This window comes from Streptomyces sp. NPDC047869 (genome assembly GCF_040704065.1).
Taxonomy (GTDB): domain Bacteria; phylum Actinomycetota; class Actinomycetes; order Streptomycetales; family Streptomycetaceae; genus Streptomyces.
Genome location: NZ_JBEYRK010000018.1, coordinates 33,375 through 57,570, shown reverse-complemented (window position 1 = coordinate 57,570; position 24,196 = coordinate 33,375). Strand labels below are relative to the sequence as shown.

General features: G+C 73.2%; 25 protein-coding genes and 1 pseudogene. 16 read left to right on the top strand and 10 right to left on the bottom strand.

Going from position 1 to position 24,196, the window contains the following annotated elements:
- Window positions 1-167 precede the first annotated feature (167 nt).
- A complete protein-coding gene (locus AB0924_RS23105; protein WP_358932376.1) occupies window positions 168-1,346 on the top strand; it encodes a saccharopine dehydrogenase NADP-binding domain-containing protein in 1,179 nt (392 codons plus the stop codon).
- A 4-nt stretch (window positions 1,347-1,350) separates the two neighbouring features.
- Here the strand turns inward: AB0924_RS23105 and AB0924_RS23100 are convergent, their stop codons facing one another.
- Window positions 1,351-1,497, bottom strand: a complete 147-nt coding sequence (locus tag AB0924_RS23100) for a hypothetical protein (protein ID WP_358932374.1) — start codon at window positions 1,495-1,497, stop codon at window positions 1,351-1,353.
- 65 nt (window positions 1,498-1,562) lie between these two features.
- A complete protein-coding gene (locus AB0924_RS23095) occupies window positions 1,563-2,321 on the bottom strand; it encodes an endonuclease V (protein ID WP_366912387.1) in 759 nt (252 codons plus the stop codon).
- Window positions 2,322-2,382: 61 nt separating this feature from the next.
- Between AB0924_RS23095 and AB0924_RS23090 the strand changes: the two genes are divergently transcribed.
- Window positions 2,383-2,679 (top strand): YciI family protein, encoded by a 297-nt coding sequence (locus AB0924_RS23090; RefSeq protein WP_366912386.1) that lies wholly within the window; start codon window positions 2,383-2,385, stop codon window positions 2,677-2,679.
- A 10-nt stretch (window positions 2,680-2,689) separates the two neighbouring features.
- On the opposite strand, the gene AB0924_RS23085 is transcribed toward AB0924_RS23090, so the two are convergent.
- Window positions 2,690-3,031: a plasmid stabilization protein gene (locus AB0924_RS23085; protein WP_358932368.1), complete on the bottom strand. Its 342-nt coding sequence runs from the start codon at window positions 3,029-3,031 to the stop codon at window positions 2,690-2,692.
- Window positions 3,032-3,101: 70 nt separating this feature from the next.
- Entirely contained in the window at window positions 3,102-4,208 is a 1,107-nt protein-coding gene (locus AB0924_RS23080) for an oxidoreductase (protein ID WP_366912385.1), read from the bottom strand.
- A gap of 180 nt (window positions 4,209-4,388) precedes the next feature.
- Between AB0924_RS23080 and AB0924_RS23075 the strand changes: the two genes are divergently transcribed.
- Window positions 4,389-4,805, top strand: a complete 417-nt coding sequence (locus AB0924_RS23075) for an SsgA family sporulation/cell division regulator (RefSeq protein WP_358932364.1) — start codon at window positions 4,389-4,391, stop codon at window positions 4,803-4,805.
- 75 nt (window positions 4,806-4,880) lie between these two features.
- Here the strand turns inward: AB0924_RS23075 and AB0924_RS23070 are convergent, their stop codons facing one another.
- Window positions 4,881-5,714: an isocitrate lyase/phosphoenolpyruvate mutase family protein gene (locus AB0924_RS23070; RefSeq protein WP_366912384.1), complete on the bottom strand. Its 834-nt coding sequence runs from the start codon at window positions 5,712-5,714 to the stop codon at window positions 4,881-4,883.
- 372 nt (window positions 5,715-6,086) lie between these two features.
- Between AB0924_RS23070 and AB0924_RS23065 the strand changes: the two genes are divergently transcribed.
- The 3 genes from AB0924_RS23065 (at window position 6,087) to AB0924_RS23055 (ending at window position 9,842) form a co-directional block, all read left to right on the top strand.
- Window positions 6,087-7,766 (top strand): ABC-F family ATP-binding cassette domain-containing protein, encoded by a 1,680-nt coding sequence (locus tag AB0924_RS23065; RefSeq protein ID WP_358932578.1) that lies wholly within the window; start codon window positions 6,087-6,089, stop codon window positions 7,764-7,766.
- A gap of 93 nt (window positions 7,767-7,859) precedes the next feature.
- A complete protein-coding gene (gene ddaH / locus AB0924_RS23060) occupies window positions 7,860-8,636 on the top strand; it encodes a dimethylargininase (protein WP_358932360.1) in 777 nt (258 codons plus the stop codon).
- A gap of 231 nt (window positions 8,637-8,867) precedes the next feature.
- Entirely contained in the window at window positions 8,868-9,842 is a 975-nt protein-coding gene (locus AB0924_RS23055) for an acyl-ACP desaturase (protein WP_358932358.1), read from the top strand.
- 19 nt (window positions 9,843-9,861) lie between these two features.
- On the opposite strand, the gene AB0924_RS23050 is transcribed toward AB0924_RS23055, so the two are convergent.
- A complete protein-coding gene (locus AB0924_RS23050) occupies window positions 9,862-10,107 on the bottom strand; it encodes a WhiB family transcriptional regulator (protein WP_358932356.1) in 246 nt (81 codons plus the stop codon).
- A 308-nt stretch (window positions 10,108-10,415) separates the two neighbouring features.
- Between AB0924_RS23050 and AB0924_RS23045 the strand changes: the two genes are divergently transcribed.
- The gene (locus AB0924_RS23045) at window positions 10,416-11,207 is read left to right on the top strand and encodes a VOC family protein (protein ID WP_358932354.1); all 792 of its coding nucleotides are present in this window, start codon (window positions 10,416-10,418) and stop codon (window positions 11,205-11,207) included.
- 28 nt (window positions 11,208-11,235) lie between these two features.
- Here the strand turns inward: AB0924_RS23045 and AB0924_RS23040 are convergent, their stop codons facing one another.
- On the bottom strand, window positions 11,236-12,282 hold the full coding sequence (locus AB0924_RS23040) for a LacI family DNA-binding transcriptional regulator (protein ID WP_358932352.1): 1,047 nt from the start codon (window positions 12,280-12,282) through the stop codon (window positions 11,236-11,238).
- Between the two features lie 122 nt (window positions 12,283-12,404).
- Complete coding sequence (ligD, locus tag AB0924_RS23035) at window positions 12,405-13,424, bottom strand: non-homologous end-joining DNA ligase (RefSeq protein WP_358932350.1); 1,020 nt, start codon at window positions 13,422-13,424, stop codon at window positions 12,405-12,407.
- 74 nt (window positions 13,425-13,498) lie between these two features.
- On the opposite strand from ligD, the gene AB0924_RS23030 reads away from it, so the two are divergent.
- Entirely contained in the window at window positions 13,499-14,578 is a 1,080-nt protein-coding gene (locus AB0924_RS23030) for an ATP-dependent DNA ligase (RefSeq protein ID WP_358932348.1), read from the top strand.
- A 34-nt stretch (window positions 14,579-14,612) separates the two neighbouring features.
- On the opposite strand, the gene AB0924_RS23025 is transcribed toward AB0924_RS23030, so the two are convergent.
- The gene (locus tag AB0924_RS23025; protein WP_358932346.1) at window positions 14,613-15,803 is read right to left on the bottom strand and encodes a zinc-dependent alcohol dehydrogenase; all 1,191 of its coding nucleotides are present in this window, start codon (window positions 15,801-15,803) and stop codon (window positions 14,613-14,615) included.
- Window positions 15,804-16,069: 266 nt separating this feature from the next.
- Between AB0924_RS23025 and AB0924_RS23020 the strand changes: the two are divergent.
- Window positions 16,070-17,061: pseudogene (locus AB0924_RS23020) on the top strand (DUF3048 domain-containing protein).
- An 8-nt stretch (window positions 17,062-17,069) separates the two neighbouring features.
- Here AB0924_RS23020 and AB0924_RS23015 read toward each other — a convergent pair.
- Window positions 17,070-17,537: a MarR family transcriptional regulator gene (locus AB0924_RS23015; RefSeq protein WP_358932344.1), complete on the bottom strand. Its 468-nt coding sequence runs from the start codon at window positions 17,535-17,537 to the stop codon at window positions 17,070-17,072.
- 193 nt (window positions 17,538-17,730) lie between these two features.
- Between AB0924_RS23015 and AB0924_RS23010 the strand changes: the two genes are divergently transcribed.
- From AB0924_RS23010 to pcaD, 7 genes are read left to right on the top strand one after another with little or no spacing between them, the layout of a single operon-like run.
- The gene (locus AB0924_RS23010) at window positions 17,731-18,486 is read left to right on the top strand and encodes a CoA transferase subunit A (protein WP_366912383.1); all 756 of its coding nucleotides are present in this window, start codon (window positions 17,731-17,733) and stop codon (window positions 18,484-18,486) included.
- The gene (locus AB0924_RS23005) at window positions 18,486-19,130 is read left to right on the top strand and encodes a CoA transferase subunit B (protein ID WP_358932340.1); all 645 of its coding nucleotides are present in this window, start codon (window positions 18,486-18,488) and stop codon (window positions 19,128-19,130) included. Before AB0924_RS23010 ends, AB0924_RS23005 begins: the two co-directional genes overlap by 1 nt.
- On the top strand, window positions 19,127-20,329 hold the full coding sequence (locus tag AB0924_RS23000; RefSeq protein ID WP_358932338.1) for a thiolase family protein: 1,203 nt from the start codon (window positions 19,127-19,129) through the stop codon (window positions 20,327-20,329). Before AB0924_RS23005 ends, AB0924_RS23000 begins: the two co-directional genes overlap by 4 nt.
- Before the next feature lie 19 nt (window positions 20,330-20,348).
- On the top strand, window positions 20,349-21,122 hold the full coding sequence (gene pcaH / locus AB0924_RS22995) for a protocatechuate 3,4-dioxygenase subunit beta (protein ID WP_366912382.1): 774 nt from the start codon (window positions 20,349-20,351) through the stop codon (window positions 21,120-21,122).
- Between the two features lie 8 nt (window positions 21,123-21,130).
- The gene (gene pcaG / locus AB0924_RS22990; protein WP_358932334.1) at window positions 21,131-21,733 is read left to right on the top strand and encodes a protocatechuate 3,4-dioxygenase subunit alpha; all 603 of its coding nucleotides are present in this window, start codon (window positions 21,131-21,133) and stop codon (window positions 21,731-21,733) included.
- The gene (gene pcaB / locus AB0924_RS22985) at window positions 21,730-23,061 is read left to right on the top strand and encodes a 3-carboxy-cis,cis-muconate cycloisomerase (RefSeq protein WP_366912381.1); all 1,332 of its coding nucleotides are present in this window, start codon (window positions 21,730-21,732) and stop codon (window positions 23,059-23,061) included. Before pcaG ends, pcaB begins: the two co-directional genes overlap by 4 nt.
- Window positions 23,058-24,179: a 3-oxoadipate enol-lactonase gene (gene pcaD / locus AB0924_RS22980; RefSeq protein ID WP_366912380.1), complete on the top strand. Its 1,122-nt coding sequence runs from the start codon at window positions 23,058-23,060 to the stop codon at window positions 24,177-24,179. The genes pcaB and pcaD overlap by 4 nt, the downstream gene beginning before the upstream one ends.
- Window positions 24,180-24,196: the final 17 nt, after the last annotated feature.

Below are 24,196 nucleotides of genomic sequence, written 5' to 3'. Positions count from 1 at the left end.
AACACCGAGGATGCTAAGAACACGTTCCACTCGACACAAGACCTGAACGAGCAAGCGCTTAGCCAAGTGCCCGCCGGCGTCATTCCCGGCCTGGTCGTCCGGCTCCGCACCCCTCACGCTAGCCTCAGCCACCGACGGCGGCGCGGGCTGCGTAGGCAAGGGGTGACATGAGCAGGCTAAACAGGACGGATCGTCCCTACGACCTCGTGCTTTTCGGGGCCACCGGCTTCGTCGGCACGCTCACGGCGGAGTACCTGGCGGCCCATGCCCCCGAGAATCTGCGTTGGGCGGTCGCGGGCCGCGACGAACTCGCGCTGGAGCGGCTGCGGGCGCGACTGCCCGGCGGTTCCGGCATCGGGACGCTCCGCGCGGACGTACGGGATCCGGCCACCCTGCGTGCCCTCGCCGAGCACGCGCGCGTGGTGGCCACGACCGTGGGCCCGTACCTGGAGTACGGCGAGGAGCTGGTCGCCGCCTGCGCGGACACCGGGACCGACTACCTCGACCTCACCGGCGAGCCCGAGTTCGTCGATCTGATGTACGTCCGGCACGACGCACGCGCGCGGGAGACCGGCGCCCGCCTGGTGCACGCCTGCGGTTTCGACTCCGTACCGCACGACCTGGGCGTGCACTTCACGGTCCGGCACCTGCCGGAGGGCGTGCCGCTGACCGTCGACGGTTTCGTGACGGCCGACGCCACCTTCTCCGGCGGCACCCTGGCCTCCGCGCTGAACCAGTTCGCGCGCGGCGGGCAGATGGCGGCCGCGGCCCGGGAACGCCGGCGGCACGAGCCGCGGCTGCTGGGGCGCCGGGTGTCGGCACCGGCGGGCGCGCCGCGGTTCGCCCGGGAGGTGGGCGCCTGGGCGCTGCCGCTGCCGACCATCGACCCGCAGATCGTGCGCCGCTCGGCGAAGGCGCTGGAGCGGTACGGCCCCGACTTCCGTTACCGGCACTACGCGGCGGTCCGGCACCTGCCGGTGGCCGCGGGCGGGGCCGCCGCCGTCGGCGCGGTCGCGGCGGCCGCCCAGTTGCCGCCCGCCCGGCGCTGGCTCTCAAACCGGCTCAGGCCCGGGGACGGACCGAGCGCCGAGAAGCGCGCGCGGAGCTGGTTCCGGGTCCGCTTCGTCGGCGAGGGCGGCGGACGGCGTGTGTACACCGAGGTCTCGGGCGGCGACCCGGGCTACGACGAGACGGCGAAGATGTTCGCCGAGTCGGCGCTCTGCCTGGCCTTCGACGACCTCCCGCCGACGGCCGGACAGGTCACCACCGCGGTGGCGATGGGCGACGCGCTCACCCGGCGGCTGCGCGGGGCGGGCATCCGCTTCCGCGTCGCGGCGACCCGCTGACCCGTCAGAGGGGCCACTGCAGCAAGGTGTAGATCATCCCGCAGATCCAGCCGAGCCCGGCGAGCACCGCGAGCACGAGAGCGGCGTTCACGACCCGCTCGACGGGCCGGTTCGGATCGGCGAGGGGCTTGTGCGCACGGTGCGTCGTCATGCGCCCACCCTGCCGACCGCCCTGGACCCCGCACATCCGTACGGCTACTCAGTCCCGGTACTCAGTCACCGGGCACGGCTGCCGGGGCCGTCGGAGTCCTGTGCCGCGGTGTCCGGTCCGGCCCCTCCCGCTCCCCCCGCGACCGCCCGCTTCAGCGCCTGCCCGCACAGCGAGTCCGCGCGGCGGGTCGACTCCGGCAACCGGTACCGGGGAGTCAGCGCCAGGGTGTGGGCCAGGGCGTCGTCCAGGGTCGTGCGGTGGCCGACGGAGACGAAGACCGGTTTGACGTGGTCCCGGGTGCGCAGGGCGCGGCCCACCTCCTCGGGGCCCGCGAGGAGCGGGGCGGAGCTGCCGCGGAGGGGGGCGGGGTCGTCGTAGGTGAAGGTGAAGGGGTTCTTGGCGACGCCGATCGTCGGCAGGCCGGTGAGGACGCCGAGATGGCTCGCGAGCCCGAAGCGGCGCGGGTGGGCGAGGCCGTAGCCGTCGCACACCACCAGGCCGGGCGGGCAGGGCAGGGCGTCCAGGGCGGCCCGTACGGTCGGGATCTCGCGGAAGGCCAGCAGCCCGGGTACGTACGGGAAGGAGATCCGGCCGACCGCCGTGGCCTCGGCGACGACCTCCAGGGTGGCCGCGTCCAGGACGACGGCCGCCGCGGCGACGAGGTCGCGCTCGTCGTCGTAGGCGACGTCCACACCCGTCACCCGCCCCGATCCGGGCGGCGGACCCGGCTCGTCGAGCACCACCCGCCCGCGCAGTTCGTCCTGTACGGCGCGGGCCTCTTCCTCGGTCGCCGGCCAGTTCGCGGGCACGCCTACGGTCCTCATGGTGGACAGGACTGTACGACCCGGGGACGGCCCGGCGGGCGCCGGGGGTAGCCTCGTGATCATGTTCGTACTGGAGCTGACGTACACCGCCCCGCTGGAGGACGTCGACGCCGTGCTGCCGGCGCACCGGGTCTGGCTCGAGGAGCACTACGGCAAGGGCCACTTCCTGGCGTCCGGGCGCAAGGAGCCCCGCGACGGCGGAGTGATCCTCGCCGTCGCGGGGGACCGCGCCCACGTCGAGGAGATCGCCGCGGGCGACCCGTTCGTCGCGGCCGGGGTGTGCGAGTACCGCGTCACGGAGTTCCGCGCCACGAAGACGGCCCCGGAGCTGGACCGCCACCGGCAGCCGGCGGACTGACCGGAGCCGGTCAGCCCTTCTTGTCGTCCAGCGCGCGCTGCAACTGGTCCTTGTTCATGTTCGAGCGGCCCTCGATGCCGCGCTGCCTGGCCTCGTTGTAGAGCTGGTCGCGGGTCGGACCGTGGGAGCCGACCCGGTTGCCCGACCGCTGGCCGCCGCGCTCGCTGGACGACTTCTTGTCCTGCGTCGAACTGCGGCTGGCGGTCCTGGACTCGCCGGAGCGGGCGCGTTCCTTGTTCACGGTCCGCGCGGCGATCTCCTTCGCGCGCCCGGCGCTTTCACCCCGGTCCTGCGCGCTCTCCTTGATGTGCTCGTACTGGCGTTCGCGCTTGGGGCTGGAACCGGCTGGCATGATCGCTCCCTTCCTGTCCTCAACTGTCCTCGGCGATGGGAGACGAGTACCCGGGTTCCGGACGCCTACGTCAGCGTTCCAGCCGGGCCACCCGCCCCTTCTCACCGGCTGCCCAGCAGCTCAGGTCCGGGGCACAGGCCACGGTGTCGTACGAACCGGTGTCGACGGTGCGCCAGGTGCGGCCCCCGTCGGTGGTCAGGTCGGTGCCGGTCGGGCCGACGGCCAGCGCGGCGGTACGGCTGTGCGGGAGCCAGGCGGCGCCCGAGCGGTACGCGGGCGGCGGGGTCGTGACGGGGCGCCAGGTGCGGCCGCCGTCGGCGGTCACCGAGGCGGCCCGCGGCGAGGACTGGTCGGGGCGGTAGTCGCCGCCGACGGCGAGACCGTGGAGGCGGTCCCGGAAGGCGAGCGCGAAGACGCCCTTGGCGGGATCGCCCGCCGGCACCGGCGTGTCGGCGGCCGTCCAGATCAGCCCGCGGTCGGCGGAGTGCAGCACGCGCCCGCGGGCGGCGCCGCCGGTGGCCAGCCAGACATCCTTCGGGCCCGCGGTGACCAGGCACTGGCCGCTCGCGGCGAAGCCGGCCTCGCCGTCCAGGGCCGCCGGCATGCCGGCGGAGGGCAGAACGCGCCAGGAACGGCCGCCGTCGCCGGTGGACAGGATGCGGAACCGGCCGTCCACCGGGTCGCTCATGGCGAGGCCGTGACGGTGGTCGAAGAAGGTGAGGCAGTCGTAGAAGGCCTTCGGATCGGTGTTGCGGAACGACTCCGTCCACGTCGTGCCGCCGTCATCGGTGCGGTAGACGCGGGAGGCCTCGCCCTCGCCGATGGCCAGCACCACCGCGCGCCGCCCGTCGAACGCCTCGACGTCCCGGAACTGCAGGTCGGCGGCGCCCGGCGGGGAGACGTTCCGCCAGCTCGCCCCGCCGTCGGTGGTGCGCAGTACGGTGCCGCCGGTACCGGCCAGCCAGGCGGTCCCGCGGTCGACGGCGGCCAGGCCGCGGAAGCGGACCTGCGGGGTGCCGCTGTCCTTCTCCGCCCAGTGCACACCGCCCCGGGCCGGCGCGGCCGCCCCGGCGGCGGCCGGTACCGTCGCCGCGGCCAGTGCCGCCACGCACGCCACCCCCGCCGCCAGCAGCCGATGCGTTCGTCCCCTGCGTCGCGTGCTCCCCAAGCGCCTCATGGCGGGCGAAGCTAGCGGACCGCCCCGGCACCGTCCAGAGGGCCGCCTCGCCCGCGAAGCATGAAGGCGGTGACCGAGGTCACTCGTGTCTCGTGTGCACGGACTGGCCGAATCCGTCGTCTCCTCCAGTACCAGGTGTCACACCGGAAGTACGTCCAGCCGTCACAAGGGAGCAAGGCGTTGTCCACCATGATCGAGCAGCCCGTCGAGGCCCGCCTCGTCGCCGCCGCACCACGCATGCCGAACATCCCCGCCACGCTTCACTACGACCGGTGCGATCCGTTCGCCGTCCGGATGTCCTTCCCCGCGCAGGCCACCCTGGAGGGTGTCGACGTCTGCTGGACCTTCTCCCGTGAACTCCTCGCGGCCGGACTCGAGGGCCCGGACGGTCACGGGGACGTCCGCGTCCGGCCGTACGGCTACGACCGCACGGTGCTGGAGTTCCACGCGCCCGAGGGCACGGCGGTCGTGCATGTGCGCTCGGGCGAGATACGGCGGTTCCTGGAGGCGACCGCGGACCTGGTGCCGGTCGGCCTCGAACACCTTCAGCTCGACCTCGACCACGACCTGGCCGTCCTGATGCGGGACGCCTGCTGACGTCCGACGCGCGGCCACGCCCGCCTGCGCGCGTGAGCAGCGTGCGCGCTACGCGCGCGTGATCACCGCGTTCGGCTACGCGCGCGTGACGAGCGTGTTCAGCTCCGCGTAGTCGAACCCGCCGGCCAGCGACCCGTAGGTCCCCTCCCGCAGCAGCTCCCGCGCGGCGCGGTGGACCAGGGCGTGGGCGGCCTGGGCGAGGCCCGCGCCGGCGCTGATCCGGGCGACGCCGAGTGCGGCCAGTTCCGCCACCGGGGGTGCCCCGGGCCCCACCATCACGTTGAGCGGTCCGTCGGTGCCCGCCACGAGCGCCTTGACCGTCCCCGGTTCGACGGCTCCGGGGACGAAGATCCCGTCGGCGCCCGCGGCGAGGAAGGCGGCGGCCCGTCCCAGGGTGAGGTCCACTCCCCCGGCGCCGCGCAGGAAGGTGTCGATCCGCGCGTTGACGAACAGGGGCACCCCGGCCCGGTCGGCGGCCGCCCGGGCCGCCGCGATCCTCTCCACCTGCTCGGCCACCGTGCGCAGGGGTGCGCCGCCCGGCTCGTACCGGGCGTCCTCGATGTTGACGCCGACCGCGCCCGCGTCGATGACCGCCGCGACGGTGTCACCGACGCCGGCGGCGTCCCCGGCGTAGCCGCCCTCGATGTCGGCGCTGACCGGGACCCGCACCGCGGCGGCGACGCGGGCGACGGCCGCGAGCGCCTGGTCGCGGCGGAGCCGGTCGCCGTCGGCGGCGCCGAGCGCCCAGGCCAGCCCGGCGCTGGTGGTGGCGATCGCGGCGGCGCCCGCGTCCTGCACGACGGCGGCGCTGACGGCGTCCCAGGCGTTCGGCAGGACCAGCGGCCGGCCGGGCTCGTGGAGGGCGCGGAAGGCCTGGGCGGCCCTCAGAAGCGGGTGCTGATGCGTCATGACGGCAGTCGAACAGACCGGGCGGGACGGGTGCCGGCAGGAATCCGCCGTGGACGTCGGTTCCCCGAGCCGGGTGACCGCGGGACACCTGGGAGACCCCGTGATGAATCGCGTTGACAGCTTCCAAGCCCCCCTCGTACTTTGTATGAGGTCCTGTTGCCGTCGATTGGAGAAGGACGTTGCTCGTCTGAGGTCCTGAGACACCGCGCTCACACCGGTGAGGTGTGCGTGGTTGTACGACCTCGGCGTCCGACACGTCCTCCGGCACAGGCCCTTTTCCATGGGCCCCCTGCTGCCCAGGCCTTCGGTTTCCGCCTCGCGGTGTCTCGACACGCGTTCGCCCAGACCGCATCCAGCAACCGCGAGGCCTTCATGTCCATGTCCCTCACCTGCACGTCCCTGTCCTTCGCCTGGCCCGACGGCACCTCCGTCTTCGACGGCCTCGACGTCTCCTTCGGACCCGGCAGGACGGGACTCGTCGGCGTCAACGGGTCAGGGAAGTCCACCCTGTTGAAACTGCTGGCCGGCGAACTGACCCCGGCCGACGGCACCGTCAAGGTGACCGGTGAGATCGGTCATCTGCCGCAGAACGTCACGCTCGACACCACGCTCCGCGTCGACGAGGTCCTGGGCATCGCCGCCCGGCGGGCCGCCCTGCACGCCATCGAGGCGGGCGATGTCGCCGAGGAGCACTTCGAGGCGGTCGGCGACGACTGGGACGTCGAGGAGCGCGCCCTGGTCACCCTCGGCGAGCTGGGCCTCGATGACATCGGCCTGGACCGCACCGTCGGCGAGGTGTCCGGCGGCGAGTCGGTGCTGCTGCGGCTGGCCGCGCTGCTGCTGCGCCGCCCGGACGTCCTGCTGCTCGACGAGCCCACCAACAACCTGGACCTGTACGCGCGCCGCCGGCTGTACGCGGCCGTCGCCGCCTGGCCGGGTGTGCTGGTGGTCGTCAGCCACGACCGCGAACTGCTCGACCTGGTCGACCAGATCGCCGATCTGCGCTCCGGTGAGATCGTCCGGTACGGCGGCAACTTCTCGGCCTACGAGGAGGCCCTGGCCGTCGAACAGGAGGCGGCCGAGCGGATGGTGCGGGTCGCCGAGTCGGACGTGCGCAGGCAGAAGCGCGAACTGGCCGACGCCCAGGTCAAGCTGGCCCGGCGCAAGCGGTACGGGCAGAAGCTCGGCGAATCCGGGAGCCTGCCCAGGATCCTCGTGGGCGCGCGCAAACGCGCCGCGCAGGAGTCCGCCGGCAAGCACCGCATCATGCACGAGGAACGGCTCGCCGACGCCAAGGACCGGCTGGACGAGGCGGTCGAGGCGGTGCGGGACGACGACGAGATCCGCGTCGAACTGCCGTACACGGCCGTGCCGCCCGGCCGCCAGGTACTCACCCTGGAGAACCTGGAAACGGCGTACGGGTCGCGTGTCGAGGGCATCCTCGATCTGCGCGGGCCGGAGCGGATCGCGCTCGTCGGGCGCAACGGCGCCGGCAAGACGACGCTGCTGCGGACCATCACCGGGGAGCTGCCGGCGGTGGCCGGCGAGGCGCTGACGCACGTTCCGCTGCGGTTCCTGCCGCAGCGCCTGGACGTGCTCGACGACGAGGCGACCGTCGCCGAGAACGTGGCCCGGTTCGCACCGGGCGCCACCAACAACCGGATCCGGGCGCGCCTCGCCCGCTTCCTGTTCCGTGGCGCGCGGGCCGACCAGAAGGCGGGGACGCTCTCCGGCGGCGAGCGCTTCCGGGCCGCCCTGGCCGCGCTGATGCTCGCCGAACCGGCGCCCCAGCTCCTCCTGCTGGACGAGCCGACCAACAACCTCGACATGGCCAGCGTCCGGCAGCTGACCTCGGCCCTGGAGTCGTACCAGGGCGCGCTGCTCGTCGCCAGCCACGACCTGCCGTTCCTGGAGTCGATCGGCATCACCCGCTGGCTGCTGATGGAGGGAGGGAAGCTGAGGGAGACCACGCCGGAGGAGCTCGCGAACCCGGGCCGGCCGGTACCGCCAGGGGTCTCAGGAGGGGAACAGCCTGCTAACGAGGCAGAGTGAGGGTTTTGTCCTGGCCATGGCGCGCTGCATGATGGCGGTCCGGCTCCCGTGTCCCGGGCGCCGGACCGCGCCACCGATCAGGAAAGGCCCCTCGTGCCCAGCAAGAAGGCCCTCGTCCGCCGCCCCGGCCCGCTGCTCGCCGAGGGGCTGGTCACGCACATCGAGCGGGAGAAGGCCGACGTGGACCTCGCCGTCGAGCAGTGGGAGGCCTACGTCGAGGCGCTCGACTCACATGGCTGGGAGACGATCGAGGTCGATCCGGCCGACGACTGCCCCGACTCGGTGTTCGTCGAGGACACCGTGGTCATGTACCGGAACGTGGCGCTGATCACCCGGCCCGGCGCGGAGTCCCGGCGCGCGGAGACCGCGGGCGTCGAGGAGGCGGTGGCCCGGCTCGGCTGCTCGGTGAACTGGATCTGGGAGCCGGGCACGCTGGACGGCGGTGACGTCCTCAAGGTCGGCGACACCGTCTACGTCGGCCGGGGAGGGCGCACCAACGCGGCCGGGGTGCAGCAGCTTCGGGCCGCGTTCGAACCGCTGGGCGCGCGCGTGGTGGCCGTGCCGGTGAGCAAGGTGCTGCATCTGAAGTCGGCGGTCACCGCGCTGCCGGACGGCACGGTCATCGGGCACATCCCGATGGTGGACCGGCCGTCGCTGTTCCCGGGCTTCCTCTCGGTACCGGAGGAGTCCGGTGCGCACGTGGTGCTGCTCGGCGGCCACAAGCTGCTCATGGCGGCGAGCGCCCCGAAGACGGCGGAACTGCTGACCGATCTCGGCCACGAGGTGGTCACCGTGGACATTTCCGAGTTCGAGAAGCTCGAGGGGTGTGTGACGTGTCTCTCGGTACGACTCCGGGAGCTGTACGTCTGACGGAGTGGCGGCTTACCTCGGACAGCCCCGGGACCTGCGGGTCCCGGGGCTGTCCGGCACACCCGTGAACCGGCCGCGCCAGGGCACCTGATCAGCGATCTTTACGGTGGCCTTAACCTACGGCTTCGTAACCTACGGGTTCGTAGCCTACGATCACGTAGGTTTCCCGGCACCGCTCGCCGGACCGTCCCCTTCACTCCCCCTTCTGCCCGGCGTCCCCCTGGAGTTACCGTGACGATCACCTCCCCTCACCTCGGCAGCCCGTCCGCATGGACCGACGCGCGGCTGCTGTACGCGCTGGAGGAAGTGGTCGAGAAGGAGCTGAACCGGCATCTGCAGGTCGCCAAGGACTGGATGCCGCACGAGTACGTGCCCTGGAGCGACGGCCGCAACTTCCCCGGCCTGTTCGAGGACGGCGAGGCCTGGGGCAAGGAGCAGTCCGGGGTCACGGAGATCGGCCGTATCGCGCTCGTCGTGAATCTGCTGACCGAGGACAACCTCCCGAGCTACCACCACGAGATCGCCTCGCTGTTCGGCCGCGACGGCGCGTGGGGTACGTGGGTGCACCGCTGGACGGCCGAGGAGGGCCGGCACGGCATCGTGATGCGCGACTATCTGCTCACCTCGCGTGCGGTGGACCCGGACAAGCTGGAGCAGTTCCGCATGTCCCACATGAGCGAGGGCTTCGAGTCCGACAACCGGCACTCGATGCTGCACTCGATCGCGTACGTCGCCTTCCAGGAGCTGGCCACCCGCATCTCGCACCGCAACACCGGCCACCAGTCCGGCGACCCGGTCTGCGACCGCATGCTGGCCCGCATCGCGACCGACGAGAACCTGCACATGGTCTTCTACCGCAACCTGCTGAAGTCCGCCTTCGAACTCGCCCCCGACCTCACCATGCAGGCGGTCCGGGACGTCGTCGTCAACTTCCGCATGCCCGGGCACGGCATCCCCGGCTTCGAGCGGGCCGCGGCGCAGATGGCGATCGGCGAGGTCTACAACCTGCGCATCCACCACGACGACGTGCTCCAGCCCGTGCTGCGCTTCCTGAAGATCATGGAGATCGACGGGCTCGGCCCGGAGGGTCTGCGGGCCCAGGAGGAGCTGGGTCTGTTCATGGACGGCCTGGACACGGAGGCCGCCCGGTTCGACGAGCGGCTGGCGGCGCGCAAGGCCCGCATGGCGGCGCGGGCGGCCGGCTGAGCAGGCCGTCCGCGGTGTGTCAGCCGGAGGTGCGCCTCAGTGCGAGGCGCTCCTTCTCGGACAGGCCGCCCCAGACGCCGAAGCGTTCGTCGTTGCTCAGGGCGTAGTCGAGGCAGGCGGGGCGCATCTCGCACATACCGCAGATGCGCTTCGCCTCGCGGACCGAGCTGCCGGGCTCGGGGAAGAAGAAGTCGGCCCCGGTCTGCGCGCACAGGGCCTGGGCCTGCCAGGTGGTGTCGGCCGGGGTGATCGTGTCGATGTGCATGGCCAGGATCGTGCCGTGCGGCGAAAAACGTTCGATCAACGCCGCATCAACGCCGCGTCGACGGCGTGTCCGGCACCCTGCCGGGAGGCGTTCACCGTCCCGATGATGCGCCGCGCGACACGCCCGTGCACGGCGGCGCGCGGTGTCGGCGCCGAATCCCGCGGAACCCTCGGGCCCGGCGGGGCCGGCCGCCCGCGTGGGCCCGGCGCGCCGCGGCGCCTCGGCGGCGGTTGTCAGTGGACGATGCCACACTCGGCAGTGCAGAGGACGGGACCCGGCTCACGGTCCCCCTGTCGAGGAGGGCGAAGATGCTCACCACCCGTTTCGTCAACGGCGCTCCCAACTGGGTCGATCTCGGCACCCCGGACCTGGACGGCGCCCTCTCCTTCTACGGCGGTCTCCTCGGCTGGGAGTTCCGGTCGGCGGGGCCGGACGCCGGCGGCTACGGCTTCTTCCAGCTCGACGGCAGGACCGTGGCCGGCGGCATGCGGACCGGACCTGAGCAGGGTCCGCCGGCCTGGACGGTGTACTTCCAGAGCGACGACGCGCAGGCAACCGCCAGAACGGCCGAACAGGCGCACGGGGGTGTGCTGTTCCAGCCCGTCGACGTGATGGGACAGGGGCACATGGCGGTCCTCTTCGACCAGGCTCGGGTGCCGTTCGGCATCTGGCAGCCCGGGCGGACCAGGGGCGTCGACGTGGCGAACGAGCCGGGCGCGCTGTGCTGGGTCGAGCTGTACACGGCGGACATCGCGGCCGCCGCCGCGTTCTACCACAAGGTCCTCGGCCTGGAGACCTCCGGCGTGCCCTTCCCCGGCGGCACGTACACCTGTGTCAACCCCGGCGGGGCCGGGGAGGAGGCGATGTTCGGCGGGATGGTGCCGCTGGCCGACGACCCGGTCGAGGCGGAGGCCGGCCCGTACTGGCTGCCGTACTTCGAGGTCGAGGACACCGACGCCGTGGTCGAGAAGGCGCGGCAACTCGGTGGCACGGTGCGCGTGCCGGCGACCACCGTGGAGGGCGTCGGCCGTATGGCCAGACTCGCCGACCCGTACGGTGCCCGTTTCGCGGTGATCAGAAGCGCGGCGCCGCAGAACTGAACGCGGAACGGGGGCCGCCGGCGCCGTCCTAGGCGGAAGCGCGGCGTATCAGCGTGGTCGGCAGGACCACGCCGGCCGCCGGTGGATCCGTCGGCTCCAGCCCGTCGCCCTGTCCGGCCGGACCGGCGAGCAGCAGGCGGGCCATCAGCCTGCCCATCTCCTCGATGTCCTGACGGACCGTGGTCAGCGGCGGGTCGCACTCCTCGGCGACGGGCAGCACGTCGTCGAAGCCGATCACGGCCACGTCCTCGGGCACGCGCAGCCCCCGCTCGCGCAGCACGCGCAGGGCGCCGAGCGCGGTGAGGTCGTTGGCGGCGAACACGGCGTCCACGTCCGGGCAGCGGTCGAGCAGTTCCCGCATGGCCTGCTCGCCACCTGCCGGGGTGAAGTCGCTCTCCACCACGAGCCGGGGGTCGGCGTCGCCCATGACGTCCCGGTAGCCGTCGAGCCGGTCCACGGCCGAGGTCTGGTCCAGCGCGCCGGTGATGTGGGCGATCCGGGTCCGGCCGAGGCCCGCGAGATGGCGCACGGCCGCGCGGGCACCGCCCCGGTTGTCGCTGTCGACGTACACCGGTCCGGGGGCGCCGTCGCCGTCGCTCCAGTCGGGCCGGCCGCCGAACACGGTGGGCACGCCCGCGTTGCGGATCAGGCCGGGCAGCGGGTCGTCGAGGTGCAGGGAGAAGACGAGCGCGCCGTCGACGTGACCGCCGGCCAGATAGCGGGCCACGCGCGCGTGGTCGGCGCGGCCCTCGGTCAGCAGCAGTACGAGCTGGTTGTCGTGGGCCGTCAGTTCCTTGCTGATGCCGCGCAGTTGCAGGGCGAAGAAGGGGTCGGCGAACACCCGGGCCTCGGGCTCGGCGATGACGACGGCGATGGCGTCGTGCCTCTTGGTGACCAGGCTCCGCGCGGCCTGGTTGGGCACGTACCCGAGTTCCTCGACCGCCCGCCGGACCCGCTCGGCCAGCGGCTCCCGGACTCCGTCCCCGCCGTTGACCACCCGTGACACGGTGGCCCGGGACACCCCGGCCCGCGCGGCCACGGCCTCCAGCGTGGGACGCGACACTGCCTCGGTCACTTCGGGCTCCTCATCGGCGGCTGACGATCAGGATAGCCGCGGTACGGCGGGCCGGACGGGCCGGAGCGGGTGCCGGCCGGCGCCGGGCCAGGGCCTTCTCGCCAGGCCGGGGTTCCGGTCGTTCAGGAGGCCTGCTCCCGGCGGGCCCGGCTCGGCTGGACCCGCTTGGGCTCGCCCGGCATCTTCGGGTACTCCGGCGGGTACGGCAGGTCGCCCAGGCCGTGGTCGTGCTCGTCACGGCGGGCCAGCTCCAGCAGGGCTTCCAGGGAGTAGGCGTGGTCGTCCATGCCGGCGTGCACGTCGCCGAGTTCGGCGAAGCGGGCCGGCATGGTGGCGAGGTCGAAGTCGCGGGGCTGGGCCACGCCGACCTCCTCCCAGCGCAGCGGCGCGGAGACGGGGGCGTGCGGGCGGGGACGTACGGAGTAGGCGGAGGCGATGGTGCGGTCGCGGGCGGTCTGGTTGTAGTCGACGAAGATGCGCTCGCCGCGTTCCTCCTTCCACCACTTGATGGTCACCTGGTCCGGCATCCGGCGTTCCATCTCCCGGCCCACCGCGATCGCGGCGCGGCGGACCTGGGTGAAGGTCCAGCGGGGTTCGATGGGGACGAAGACGTGCAGCCCGCGGCCGCCGGAGGTCTTGGGCCAGCCGCGCAGGCCGCCGTACTCGTCTAGGACGGCGCGCAGTTCGTGGGCGGCGCGGACGGCGTCGGCGTAGTCGGTGCCGGGCTGCGGGTCGAGGTCGATGCGCAGTTCGTCGGGGTGGTCGACGTCGCCGCGGCGCACCGGCCAGGGGTGGAAGGTGAGCGTGCCGTACTGGGCGGCCCACACCACGGCGGCCTCCTCGGTGGGGCACATCTCGTCGGCGCTGCGGCCGCTGGGGAAGGTGATGTGGGCGGTCGGGATCCAGTCGGGCATGCCCTTGGGGGCCCGTTTCTGGTAGAACCACTCGCCGCCGACGCCGTCCGGGTAGCGCTCCAGGGTGGTGGGGCGTTCGCGCAGGGCGCGCAGGATGCCGGGGCCGACGGCGGCGTAGTACCGGGCGAGGTCCAGCTTGGTGAAACCGCGCTCGGGGAAGAACACCTTGTCCGGGCTGGACAGCCGTACGGTCCGGCCGCCCACCTCCAGTTGCACCGCATCACCCATGCGGCCACCGTAGGCGCACCCCGCACAGCGCGCATACCGGGCGGCGCCGTACGTATGCGAGCAGAATCGGACGCATGGATCTTCCGGTGATGCCACCCGTGAAGCCGATGCTCGCCAAGTCGGTGGCGAGGATCCCGCCGGGCATGCACTACGAGGCCAAGTGGGACGGGTTCCGGGCGATCGTGTTCCGCGACGGCGACGAGGTCGAGCTGGGCAGCCGTACCGGCAAGCCGCTGACTCGGTACTTCCCGGAGCTGGTGGCGGCGCTGAAGGAGCGGGTGCCCGAGCGGTGTGTGCTGGACGGGGAGATCGTGATCGTGCGGGAGGGCCGGCTGGACTTCGACGCGCTGACCGAGCGGATCCATCCGGCGGACTCGCGGGTGCGGACGCTGGCAGAGCGGACGCCGGCCTCGTTCGTGGCGTTCGATCTGCTGGCCCTGGACGACCGGTCCCTGGTGGACGCGCCGCTGACCGACCGGCGGGCCCTGCTGGACCGGGCGCTGGCCGGGGTGGACGCACCGGTCCATCTGGCGCCCGCGACGACCGACGCCGAGGTGGCCGGGCGGTGGTTCGAGCAGTACGAGGGGGCGGGCCTCGACGGGATCGTGGCAAAGCCGCTGACCTTGCGCTACCGGCAGGACGAGCGGGCCATGTTCAAGGTCAAGCACGAGCGGACGGCGGACGTGGTGGTGGCGGGCTACCGGTTCCACAAGAGCGGGCCGGTGGTGGGCTCGCTGCTGCTCGGTCTGTACGACGACCGGGGCGCGCTGCAGCACGTGGGCGTGTCGGCCGCTTTCCCGATGAAGCGGCGCGCCGAGCTGATCGAGGAGCTGGAGCCGCTGCGGATGGACGACGTGCGCGGGCATCCGTGGGCGGCCTGGGGGGAGGAGGCCGCGCATGAGACGGCCCGGCTGCCGGGGGCGCCGAGCCGCTGGTCGGGCAAGAAGGACCTGTCCTGGGTGCCGCTGCGGCCGGAGCGGGTCGCCGAGGTGGCCTACGACCACATGGAGAACGGCGCCCGCTTCCGGCACACGGCGCGCTTCCGCCGCTGGCGCCCGGACCGCACGCCGGAGAGCTGCACCTACGCCCAGTTGGAGGAGCCGGTGCGCTACGACCTGGCGGAAATCCTGGGCACCCCGGGCGGCAGCCCCTAGGACCCTGCCGCAGTCCTCGGGGCCCCGCCGGGCCCTACGGCTGCATCAGGATCTTGATGGCGCCGTCCTGCTTGCGCTGGAACATCTCGTAGGCGTGCGGGGCCTCGGACAGCGGCACCCGGTGGGTGGCGAAGTCGTCGACGCCGAGCGGGTCCTCGTCCGTCAGGTAGGGCATGATCTGGTCGCTCCACCGGCGCACGTTGGCCTGGCCCATCCGCATCTGGATCTGCTTGTCGAACATGGTGAGCATCGGCAGCGGGTCGGCCATGCCGCCGTACACGCCGCTGAGCGAGATGGTGCCGCCGCGCCGGACCAGTTCGATGGCCATGTACAGGGCGGAGAGCCGGTCGACGCTGAAACGTTCGGCGATGGGGGCGCTGATCTTGCGCGGCATCACAGCGGCGGCCGTCTGGACGAGCTTCGCGGTCGCGCCGCCGTGGGCCTCGGTGCCGACGGCGTCGATCACGGCGTCCGGGCCCCGGCCGCCGGTCTCGTCGCGGATCGCCTCGATCAGCTCCTTCTCGTCGTCGAAGGCCCTGATGTCGTACGTACGGGTGCCGCGCCGCTTGGCGCGGGCCAGCCGCTCCGGCACCAGGTCGATGCCGAAGACCTGCTCGGCGCCCCGGGCCATCGCGATGCGGCAGGCCATGTCGCCGATGGGGCCGAGCCCGAGCACGGCGAGGGAGCCGCCCGGCGGGACGGAGGCGTACTCGACCGCCTGCCAGGCGGTGGGCAGCACGTCGGAGAGGTAGACGAACCGGTCGTCCGGCGGGCCCTCGGGCACCTTCATCGGCCCGAACTGGGCCTGTGGCACCCGCAGGTACTCGGCCTGCGCGCCGGGCACCGCGCCGTACAGCCGGGTGTAGCCGAACAGGGGGGCACCCATGTGCTCGCCGGTGACCTGGGTGGTCTCGCACTGGGTCGGCAGCCCGGTGAGACACATCCAGCAGTTGCCGCAGGCGATCTGGAAGGGCACCACGACCCGGTCGCCCACCGAGAGGTCGGGCACGGCCGCCCCGACCTCCTCGACGATGCCCATCGGTTCGTGTCCGAGGATGTCACCCGGGGTCATGAACGGGGTGAGCACCTCGTACAGATGCAGGTCCGAGCCGCACAGGCCGCTGGACGTGATGCGGATGACCGCGTCGGTGGGCTCCTCGATCCGCGGGTCGGGCACATCCTCCACCCGCACGTCCCGCCTGCCCTGCCAGGTCACTGCCTTCATGGGGTCGCGCTCCCTTGCTCGCGTGCGCGCCGGTTCGCCCTGGCGCGTCCGGTTCGGGGTGGAGCCCGGGTACCCGCGCGAGCCCGCCGGAACCACTCGCTCCGCCCCGCCCGTGACACCCCGGCCGCTCCCCCGCCGCTCTCCGGGGTCACGCCGGGGGCCCGATCGGCCCAGTGCACGCGCGCGGAACCGGCCGAACGGGTATGGCCCGCACTGTGCCGGCGAGCACACAATCGACACATACGAACGGGGAGACGACGGTGGGCATGCGACAGGGGGCGCGCACGCGCCGCGCCGTGCTGACGGCGGCACTGGTCGCCGTGACGGCGGCGGCCTCACTCACGGCGGGCTGCACCCGGCACCGGCCCGCGGACGACTCCCGCGCCCCGGCGCGGACCCCTACGCCGAGCACCTCCGCCACACCCACTCCCACGCCCGCGGCCGGGTCACTGCTCGCGGTGAAGATCGACAACGTGTCCGCGGCGCGACCGCAGACCGGGCTCGGCGCGGCCGACGTGGTCTACACGGAGCAGGTCGAGGGCGGCCTGAGCCGGCTGATGGCGTTGTACGCGACCCGGCTGCCGAAGTCGGTCGGGCCGGTGCGCAGCGCCCGCGAGTCGGATCTGGAGTTGCTGCGCCAGTTCCGCGAACCGACGCTGGCCTACTCGGGCGCCCAGCGCAAACTGCTGCCGCTGATCGGCCGGGCGCCGCTGCGGGCCGAGTCGCCGGACGACGCCGAGAGCGCGTACTACCGGGGGACCGGGCGGGCCGCGCCGCACAACCTCTATCTGCGCCCGGCCCGGCTGCTGCCCTCCGCCCCGGGCCGCGCCGCGCTGACCACCGGGTTCCGGTACGGTCCGGCACCTTCCGGCGGCTCCCCCGCCGCCACGCGCACCGTGCGCTACCCGGCGGCGCGCTTCGCCTTCACCTGGTCCGGGCAGCGGGGCGGCTGGCTGGTCGCGATGGGCGGCACACCCGCGGCGACGACGGACGGCGGGCGCCTGGCACCGCCGACCGTGGTCGTCCAGTACGTACGGGTCCACTCCTCGAAGTACCACGACGTGCTCGGCAACCGCACGCCGTACACCGAGACGGTCGGCTCCGGCAGGGCCGAGGTGCTGCGGGACGGGCGGTCCTTCGAAGCGCGCTGGTCACGGCCGGCCGCGACGGACGGTACCGAGTTCACGACGGCGGACGGCGGCCCATGAACTTCGCCGACGGGCAGGTGTGGGTGGTGTTCGCCGCCTCCTCCGGCTGACCGGCCGGTCAGCCCTGCTCGAGGGCCGGCGGCTCCGCCGGGTTGCGCAGTTCCTCGGCGGCGTCGGCGACCCGGCGGATCAGGTCGAAGAACACGGTCCGCTCCTCCGCGGTCAGCGGGGCGAGGAAGACCTGGTTCATCCGGGCGGTGCGCACGGTCAGCCTGCGGTGGGTGCGCAGCCCGTCGTCGGTGAGGCGGAGCAGGAAGCGGCGGCCGTCCTGCGGATCGCGCACCTTGTCCAGCAGGCCGCGGCGGCCGAGCCGGCTGATGACCTCGGCGATGGTCGACCGGTCCAGGCCCACCCGCTCCCCCACGGTCCGCTGGTCGAGGCCCGGCTCGGCGACGAGCGCGTTCAGGACCGCGAACTGGGGGGAGGTGATCTCCTCCGAGACCATCGTGTTCCACAGCAGGTAGTGCGCCTGCTGGAGCCGCCGGGCCAGGTGCCCGGGATGGGTGGTGAGATCCACCGCGGCCATGTGCGCTCCCTGATTCAAATCGTTGGTGCACTGAACAATACCCATCGAGGGTCTTGCTGTCTGTGGGCTAGTGCGGCGGTTCTACGACGGTTCTACGAGGTCTTGACGGCTCACTCATCCGATGGCAGCGTGAGCGTCACCTCGCTGAAATACTCAGTGCCCTGATTAATTTTGCAGAGATGGGGCTTCACGGATGGACAAGGTGGTCGCCACGGCCGCCGAGGCGGTGGCCGATGTGCCGGACGGCGCGTCCCTCGCGGTCGGCGGTTTCGGGCTGAGCGGTGTGCCGAACGTACTGATCCAGGCGCTGTACGAGCGCGGCACGGCCGGGCTGGGCGTCGTCTCGAACAACTGCGGGGCGATGGAGTCCGGCCTCGCGGTGCTGCTGGCCGCCGGCCGGATCGCCCGGGTGACCGGCTCCTACATCGGCGCCAACAAGGAGTTCGCCCGCCAGTACCTGGCCGGTGAGCTGGAGGTCGAGCTGATCCCGCAGGGCACCCTCGCCGAGCGGCTGCGCGCGGGCGGCGCCGGCATCCCCGCCTTCTACACCCCGGCCGGCGTGGGCACACAGGTCGCCGACGGCGGCCTGCCCTGGCGGTACGACGGCACGGGCGGGGTCGCGCTGGCCTCGCCGCCCAAGGAGGTGCGCGAGTTCGACGGCGTGGAGTACGTGCTGGAGCGCGGCATCCGCACCGACTTCGCGCTGGTGCGCGCCGCCCGGGGCGACCGGCACGGCAACCTCGTCTTCAACAGGTCCGCCCGGAACTTCAACCCGCTGGCCGCGATGGCCGGCCGGGTGACCGTCGCCGAGGTGGAGGAACTGGTGGAGCCCGGGGAGATCGACCCGGACGCGGTGCACGTGCCCGGTGTCTTCGTGCAGCGCGTGCTGGCGCTGACTCCGGAGCAGGCGGCGGACAAGAAGATCGAGCGGCGGACGGTGAGGTCCTGATGGCCTGGACACGCGAGGAGATGGCCGCCCGCGCGGCCCGCGAGCTGGAGGACGGCCAGTACGTCAACCTCGGCATCGGCCTGCCGACGCTGATCCCCAACCATCTGCCGCCGGGCGTCGAGGTGGTGCTGGAGTCGGAGAACGGCATCCTCGGCACGGGCCCGTACCCCGCCGACGACGAGGTCGACCCGGATCTGATCAACGCCGGCAAGGAGACCGTGACGGTTCTGCCGGGTGCCTCCTTCTTCGACTCGGCGCTGTCGTTCGCGATGATCCGCGGCGGGCACATCGACGTGGCCGTGCTGGGCGCGATGCAGGTGTCCGCGGGCGGCGACCTGGCCAACTGGGCGGTCCCGGGCAAGCTGGTCACCGGCATCGGCGGCGCGATGGACCTGGTGCACGGCGCCCGGACGGTCGTCGTCGTCATGACGCACACGGCCAAGGACGGCTCCCCGAAGATCCTCCAGCAGTGCACGCTGCCGCTCACGGGCAAGGCGTGTGTGAACCGGATCATCACCGACCTGGGCGTCCTGGACGTCACCGAGGAGGGGCTGACCCTCGTGGAGACCGCGCCGGGCGTGAGCGTCGACGACGTGGTCGCCCGCACCGACGCCAAGCTGACCATCGCGGAGAACCTGCTGTGAAGTCCGTCTACATCGTCGACGCCGTCCGCACCCCGATCGGCCGCTACAACGGCGGACTGTCCTCGGTACGCCCGGACGACCTCGCCGCCCACGCCCTGCGTGAACTGCTCGCCCGCACCCCGGACCTGGACCCGGCGCGCGTCGAGGACGTCTACTTCGGCAACGCCAACGGCGCCGGCGAGGAGAACCGCAACGTCGCCCGCATGGCCGCCCTGCTCGCCGGTCTGCCGGTCTCGGTGCCGGGCGTCACGGTCAACCGGCTGTGCGCCTCGGGCCTGGAGGCGGTGATCCAGGCCGCCCGCGCCATCGCGGTGGGCGACGCGTCCATCGCCGTCGCGGGCGGCGTGGAGTCCATGACCCGGGCGCCGTACGTGCTGCCCAAGAACGACCGGGCCTTCCCGGCCGCGCACACCGAGCTGTACTCGACCACGCTCGGCTGGCGCATGGTCAACCCGGCCATGGACCCGCAGTGGACCATCCCGCTCGGCGAGAGCGCCGAGCTGATCGCCGACAAGCACGGGATCGGCCGGGAGCAGCAGGACGAGTTCGCCCTCGCCTCCCACCGCAAGGCCGCCGCCGCCCAGGAGAAGGGCCTGTTCGACGCCGAGCTGACGCCCGTGCCGGTGCCGCGCCGCAAGGGCGACCCGGTCCTCTTCGCCGCCGACGAGAGCGTACGGCCGGACGCCTCCCTCGCCGCGATGGCGAAGCTCAGGCCGTCGTTCCGCACCGAGGCCGGCACGGTGACCGCGGGCAACGCCTCCCCGCTGAACGACGGCGCCGCCGCGCTGCTCCTCGCCGACGAGGAGGGGCTTCGGTCCCTCGGCCGGGAACCCCTCGCGCGGGTGTCGGCGACCGGAGTGTCCGCGACCGACCCGCGGTACTTCGGACTCGCCCCCGTCGAGGCCGTCCGGCGCGCCCTCGCCAAGGCGGGCAGGGACTTCGGCGACCTCTCCGTGCTCGAACTGAACGAGGCGTTCGCCGCCCAGGTGCTCGGCTGCCTCGCCGAGTGGCCCGAGTTCGATCCGGCGGTCCTCAACCCCCAGGGCGGGGCGATCGCGCTCGGCCATCCGCTCGGCGCCTCCGGTGCCCGGCTCGCCGGCACTGTCGCCCACCAGCTCGCCCGCCGCGGCTCCGGCACCGGCGTGGCCACCCTCTGCATCGGCGTGGGCCAGGGCCTCGCCCTCGTCCTCGATCGCTAAGGAAACGTCAGGTATCGCGATGACTCTCACCCAGCAGGACATCGACCAGGAGATCGCGGCCGAGCACGCCGCGTACCAGAAGCGGGTCGCCGACGGCGCCCCCGTCGAGCACCACCCGCGCCGGGACTACGCGCCCTACCGCTCGTCGGTGCTGCGCCACCCCCGGCAGCCGCTGGTCGCCATCGACACCGCCCAGGACCCGGAGCTGGTGGAACTGCACTCCCCCGCCTTCGGGGAGCGCGACATCACCGGGATCGACAACGACCTCACCCGGCACCACCGGGGCGAGCCGGTCGGCGAGCGCATCACCGTCTCGGGCCGGCTGCTGGACCGGGCCGGCCGGCCGGTGCGCGGCCAGCTCGTGGAGATCTGGCAGGCCAACTCGGCCGGCCGGTACGCCCATCAGCGTGAGCAGCACGACGCCCCGCTCGACCCCAACTTCACCGGCTTCGGCCGTACCCTCACCGACGCCGAGGGCCGGTACCACTTCACCACCATCCAGCCCGGCCCGTACCCCTGGCGCAACCACGTCAACGCCTGGCGTCCGGCGCACATCCACTTCTCGGTGTTCGGCGCGGCGTTCACCCAGCGGCTGGTGACGCAGATGTACTTCCCGAACGACCCGCTCTTCCCGTACGACCCGATCCTGCAGTCCGTGACGGACGACGCGGCGCGGCAGCGGCTGGTCGCCACCTACGACCACGGCCTGTCGGTGCCCGAGTTCTCGCTCGGCTACCACTGGGACATCGTGCTGGACGGCCCCGCCGCCACCTGGATCGAGGAAGGACGCTGACCGCAGCGATGACGAAGACCGACACCGGCAGCCCGGAGAACGTGCTGCCCACCCCGTCCCACACGGTCGGCCCCTTCTACGGGTACGCGTTGCCCTTCCGCGGCGGCGAGGACATCGCCCCGCTCGGGCACCCCGACACGGTCACCGTCCACGGCTACGTCCTCGACGGCGAGGGCAGGCCGCTGCCCGACGCCCTCGTCGAGCTGTGGGGGCCGCGCCCCGACGGCACCGTCCCCCAGGTGGACGGCGCCATCCGGCGGGACCCGGCGACCGGCGGCTATCTGGGCCGCAACGGCGTGGAGTTCACCGGCTGGGGGCGCATCCAGACCGACGCGGACGGCCACTGGTACGCGCGGACGCTGCGGCCCGGCGCGCGCGGGGACAGCGCGCCGTACCTGAGCGTGTGCGTCTTCGCGCGCGGCCTGCTCGTCCACCTGTTCACCCGGATCTACCTGCCGGGCGACGAGGCGGCGCTGGCCGCCGACCCGCTGCTCGCCCGGGTGGGCGACCGGCGCGACACGCTGATCGCCGGGGACGAGGGCGGCGGAACCTACCGTTTCGACATCCGCCTCCAGGGCGAGGGCGAGACGGTCTTCCTGGAGTTCCGGTGACGCCCGGGGACAGCGACACCGGCCTGCTCGCCCCCGGGTGGGCCGGTACCCCCGCCGCCGGCGCGACGAGTGACACGGCCTACCTGCGCGCCCTGCTGGACGCCGAGGCCGCGCTGACCCGTGCCCAGGCCGCGCTCGGTCTGGCGCCGCCGGCGGCGGCCGCCGCGGTGTCGGAGGCGGCCGGCTCCGGCCGCTTCGACGTCCGTTCGCTCGCCGAGCGGGCCCGCGGCGGCGGCAACCCGGTCATCCCGCTGGTCGCCGACCTGACGAAGGCGGTGGGCGAGGAACACGGCCCGTATGTGCACCGGGGCGCCACGAGCCAGGACATCATGGACACGGCGACGATGCTGGTCGCCGTACGCACCCTGGACCCGGTCCTGGACGATCTCGGCCGGACCGAGCGGGCGCTCGCCCGCCTCGCCGCCGACCACCGGGACACGCCGATGCCCGGACGCACCCTCACCCAGCACGCGGTGCCCACGACGTTCGGGCTGAAGGCGGCCGGCTGGCGCTCGCTGGTCCTCGACGCCCGCGACCGCGTGCGCCGGGTACGGGATTCGCTCCCCGTCCAGCTCGGGGGCGCCGCCGGAACCCTGGCGGCCCTCCGCGTGTACGGCGCCGGGGACGCGGACGCCCTCACCCGGGCCTACGCCCGCGAACTCGGCCTCGCCGCACCGGTGCTGCCCTGGCACACGCTGCGCACCCCGGTCGCCGACCTGGCCGGCTGCCTGGCCTTCACGGCGGGGGCGCTCGGCAAGCTCGCGGTGGACGTGCTGACGTTGTCGCGCACGGAGACCGGCGAGGTGGCCGAGGGCAGCGGTGGCGGCTCGTCGGCCATGCCGCACAAGGCGAACCCGGTGCGCTCGACGCTCGTCGCGGCCGCCGCGCGGCGCGCCCCGCAGCTCGCGGCCACCCTGTACAGCTCGCTCGCCGCCGAGGACGAACGGCCCGCCGGTGCCTGGCACGCCGAGTGGGAGCCGCTGCGCGACCTGCTCCGGCTGGTGGGCGGAGCCGCCGCGCACGCGGCCGGGCTGGCCGAGGAGTTGCGGGTGCACCCCGCCGCTATGCGCCGGAACCTCGGCATCACCCGGGGGCTGATCGTCTCCGAACGGCTCTCCGCCGCCCTGGCCCCCGTCCTGGGCCGGGCCCGGGCGAAGGAACTGCTCACCCAACTGGCGCGCCGCGCGCACGACGAGGACCGTCCGCTGCGGGAACTTCTCTCGGAACAAGCCGAGTTGAAGGACATCGAGCTGGACGACCTCACCGACCCCGCCCGCTACACCGGCTTCGCCGGTGTCCTCACCGATCAGGCCCTGGAGCGTCGTTGACCGTGCAACTCCTCAATCACCTGGACGAAGGACCGGCGTCCGCTCCCCCGTTGCTGCTCGGGCCGTCGCTGGGCACCTCGTACGCCCTGTGGGACGCGGTCGCGCCCGAGCTGGCCGCCCGCCACCGTGTGGTCCGCTGGGACCTGCCGGGCCACGGCGGTTCGGCGGCGGACCTGATCGGACCGGGTGCCACCGTCGGTGACCTCGCCGCCCTGGTGCTGGCGCTCGCCGACGCGCTCGGCATCGAACGGTTCGCGTACGCGGGAGTGTCGCTCGGCGGAGCGGTCGGCCTGCATCTGGCCGTGCACCACCCCGAACGGCTCTCCTCGCTCGCGGTCATCTGCTCGTCCGCCCACTTCGGCGGCGCGACCCCGTGGCGGGAGCGGGCCGAGCGGGTGCGCCGGGAGGGCCTCGAGTGGCTGGTGGAGAGCGCCGACGCACGCTGGTTCACGCCCGGCTTCACCGTGCCCCGGCTGGTGCGGGACCACCGGGATGCCGATCCCGCGGGGTACGCCGCCTGCTGCGACGCGCTGGCCGCCTTCGACCTGCGCGAGCGGCTCGCCGGGATCACCGTGCCGACGCTGCTCGTCGCGGGCCGGGAGGACCCCGCGACGCCTCCGGCGCATCTGCGGGAGATCTCGGACGCGGTGCCCGGCGCCACGCTTCTGGAGCTGCCGGGCGCCTCCCATCTGGCGCCCGCACAGGTGCCGAAGGCCGTCGTGGCCGCCCTGCGCACCCAGCTCGGCGGGGCTCCGGCGAGCGGGATGGCGGTGCGCCGGGAGGTGCTGGGCGATGCGCACGTGGACCGGGCGCAGGCCCGGCAGACCCCGTTCACCGCGCGGTTCCAGGACTTCATCTCCCGCTACGCCTGGGGGGAGATCTGGACCGATCCGACGCTGTCCCGGCGCGAACGCAGCATGATCACCCTGACCGCGCTGGTCGCCCACGGCCACTACGACGAGCTGGCCATGCACGTCCGGGCGGCGCGGCGCAACGGGCTGACGCCCGAGGAGATCGGCGCGGTGCTGCTGCAGACCGCCGTGTACTGCGGGGTGCCGGCGGCCAACTCGGCGTTCGCCACGGCCCAGCGGGTGCTGGCCGATGAGGAGACCCCCTGACGCTCGCGGGCCGGTGG

Bases quoted from the DNA above. Each gene is read 5' to 3' on its own strand.
- AB0924_RS23105 (WP_358932376.1), top strand. From the start codon at position 168: ATGAGCAGGCTAAACAGGACGGATCGTCCCTACGACCTCGTGCTTTTC.
- AB0924_RS23100 (WP_358932374.1), bottom strand. From the start codon at position 1,497: ATGACGACGCACCGTGCGCACAAGCCCCTCGCCGATCCGAACCGGCCC.
- AB0924_RS23095 (WP_366912387.1), bottom strand. From the start codon at position 2,321: ATGAGGACCGTAGGCGTGCCCGCGAACTGGCCGGCGACCGAGGAAGAG.
- AB0924_RS23090 (WP_366912386.1), top strand. From the start codon at position 2,383: ATGTTCGTACTGGAGCTGACGTACACCGCCCCGCTGGAGGACGTCGAC.
- AB0924_RS23085 (WP_358932368.1), bottom strand. From the start codon at position 3,031: ATGCCAGCCGGTTCCAGCCCCAAGCGCGAACGCCAGTACGAGCACATC.
- AB0924_RS23080 (WP_366912385.1), bottom strand. From the start codon at position 4,208: ATGAGGCGCTTGGGGAGCACGCGACGCAGGGGACGAACGCATCGGCTG.
- AB0924_RS23070 (WP_366912384.1), bottom strand. From the start codon at position 5,714: ATGACGCATCAGCACCCGCTTCTGAGGGCCGCCCAGGCCTTCCGCGCC.
- AB0924_RS23065 (WP_358932578.1), top strand. From the start codon at position 6,087: ATGTCCATGTCCCTCACCTGCACGTCCCTGTCCTTCGCCTGGCCCGAC.
- AB0924_RS23050 (WP_358932356.1), bottom strand. From the start codon at position 10,107: ATGCACATCGACACGATCACCCCGGCCGACACCACCTGGCAGGCCCAG.
- AB0924_RS23045 (WP_358932354.1), top strand. From the start codon at position 10,416: ATGCTCACCACCCGTTTCGTCAACGGCGCTCCCAACTGGGTCGATCTC.
- ligD (WP_358932350.1), bottom strand. From the start codon at position 13,424: ATGGGTGATGCGGTGCAACTGGAGGTGGGCGGCCGGACCGTACGGCTG.
- AB0924_RS23030 (WP_358932348.1), top strand. From the start codon at position 13,499: ATGGATCTTCCGGTGATGCCACCCGTGAAGCCGATGCTCGCCAAGTCG.
- AB0924_RS23025 (WP_358932346.1), bottom strand. From the start codon at position 15,803: ATGAAGGCAGTGACCTGGCAGGGCAGGCGGGACGTGCGGGTGGAGGAT.
- AB0924_RS23015 (WP_358932344.1), bottom strand. From the start codon at position 17,537: ATGGCCGCGGTGGATCTCACCACCCATCCCGGGCACCTGGCCCGGCGG.
- AB0924_RS23010 (WP_366912383.1), top strand. From the start codon at position 17,731: ATGGACAAGGTGGTCGCCACGGCCGCCGAGGCGGTGGCCGATGTGCCG.
- AB0924_RS23005 (WP_358932340.1), top strand. From the start codon at position 18,486: ATGGCCTGGACACGCGAGGAGATGGCCGCCCGCGCGGCCCGCGAGCTG.
- pcaH (WP_366912382.1), top strand. From the start codon at position 20,349: ATGACTCTCACCCAGCAGGACATCGACCAGGAGATCGCGGCCGAGCAC.
- pcaG (WP_358932334.1), top strand. From the start codon at position 21,131: ATGACGAAGACCGACACCGGCAGCCCGGAGAACGTGCTGCCCACCCCG.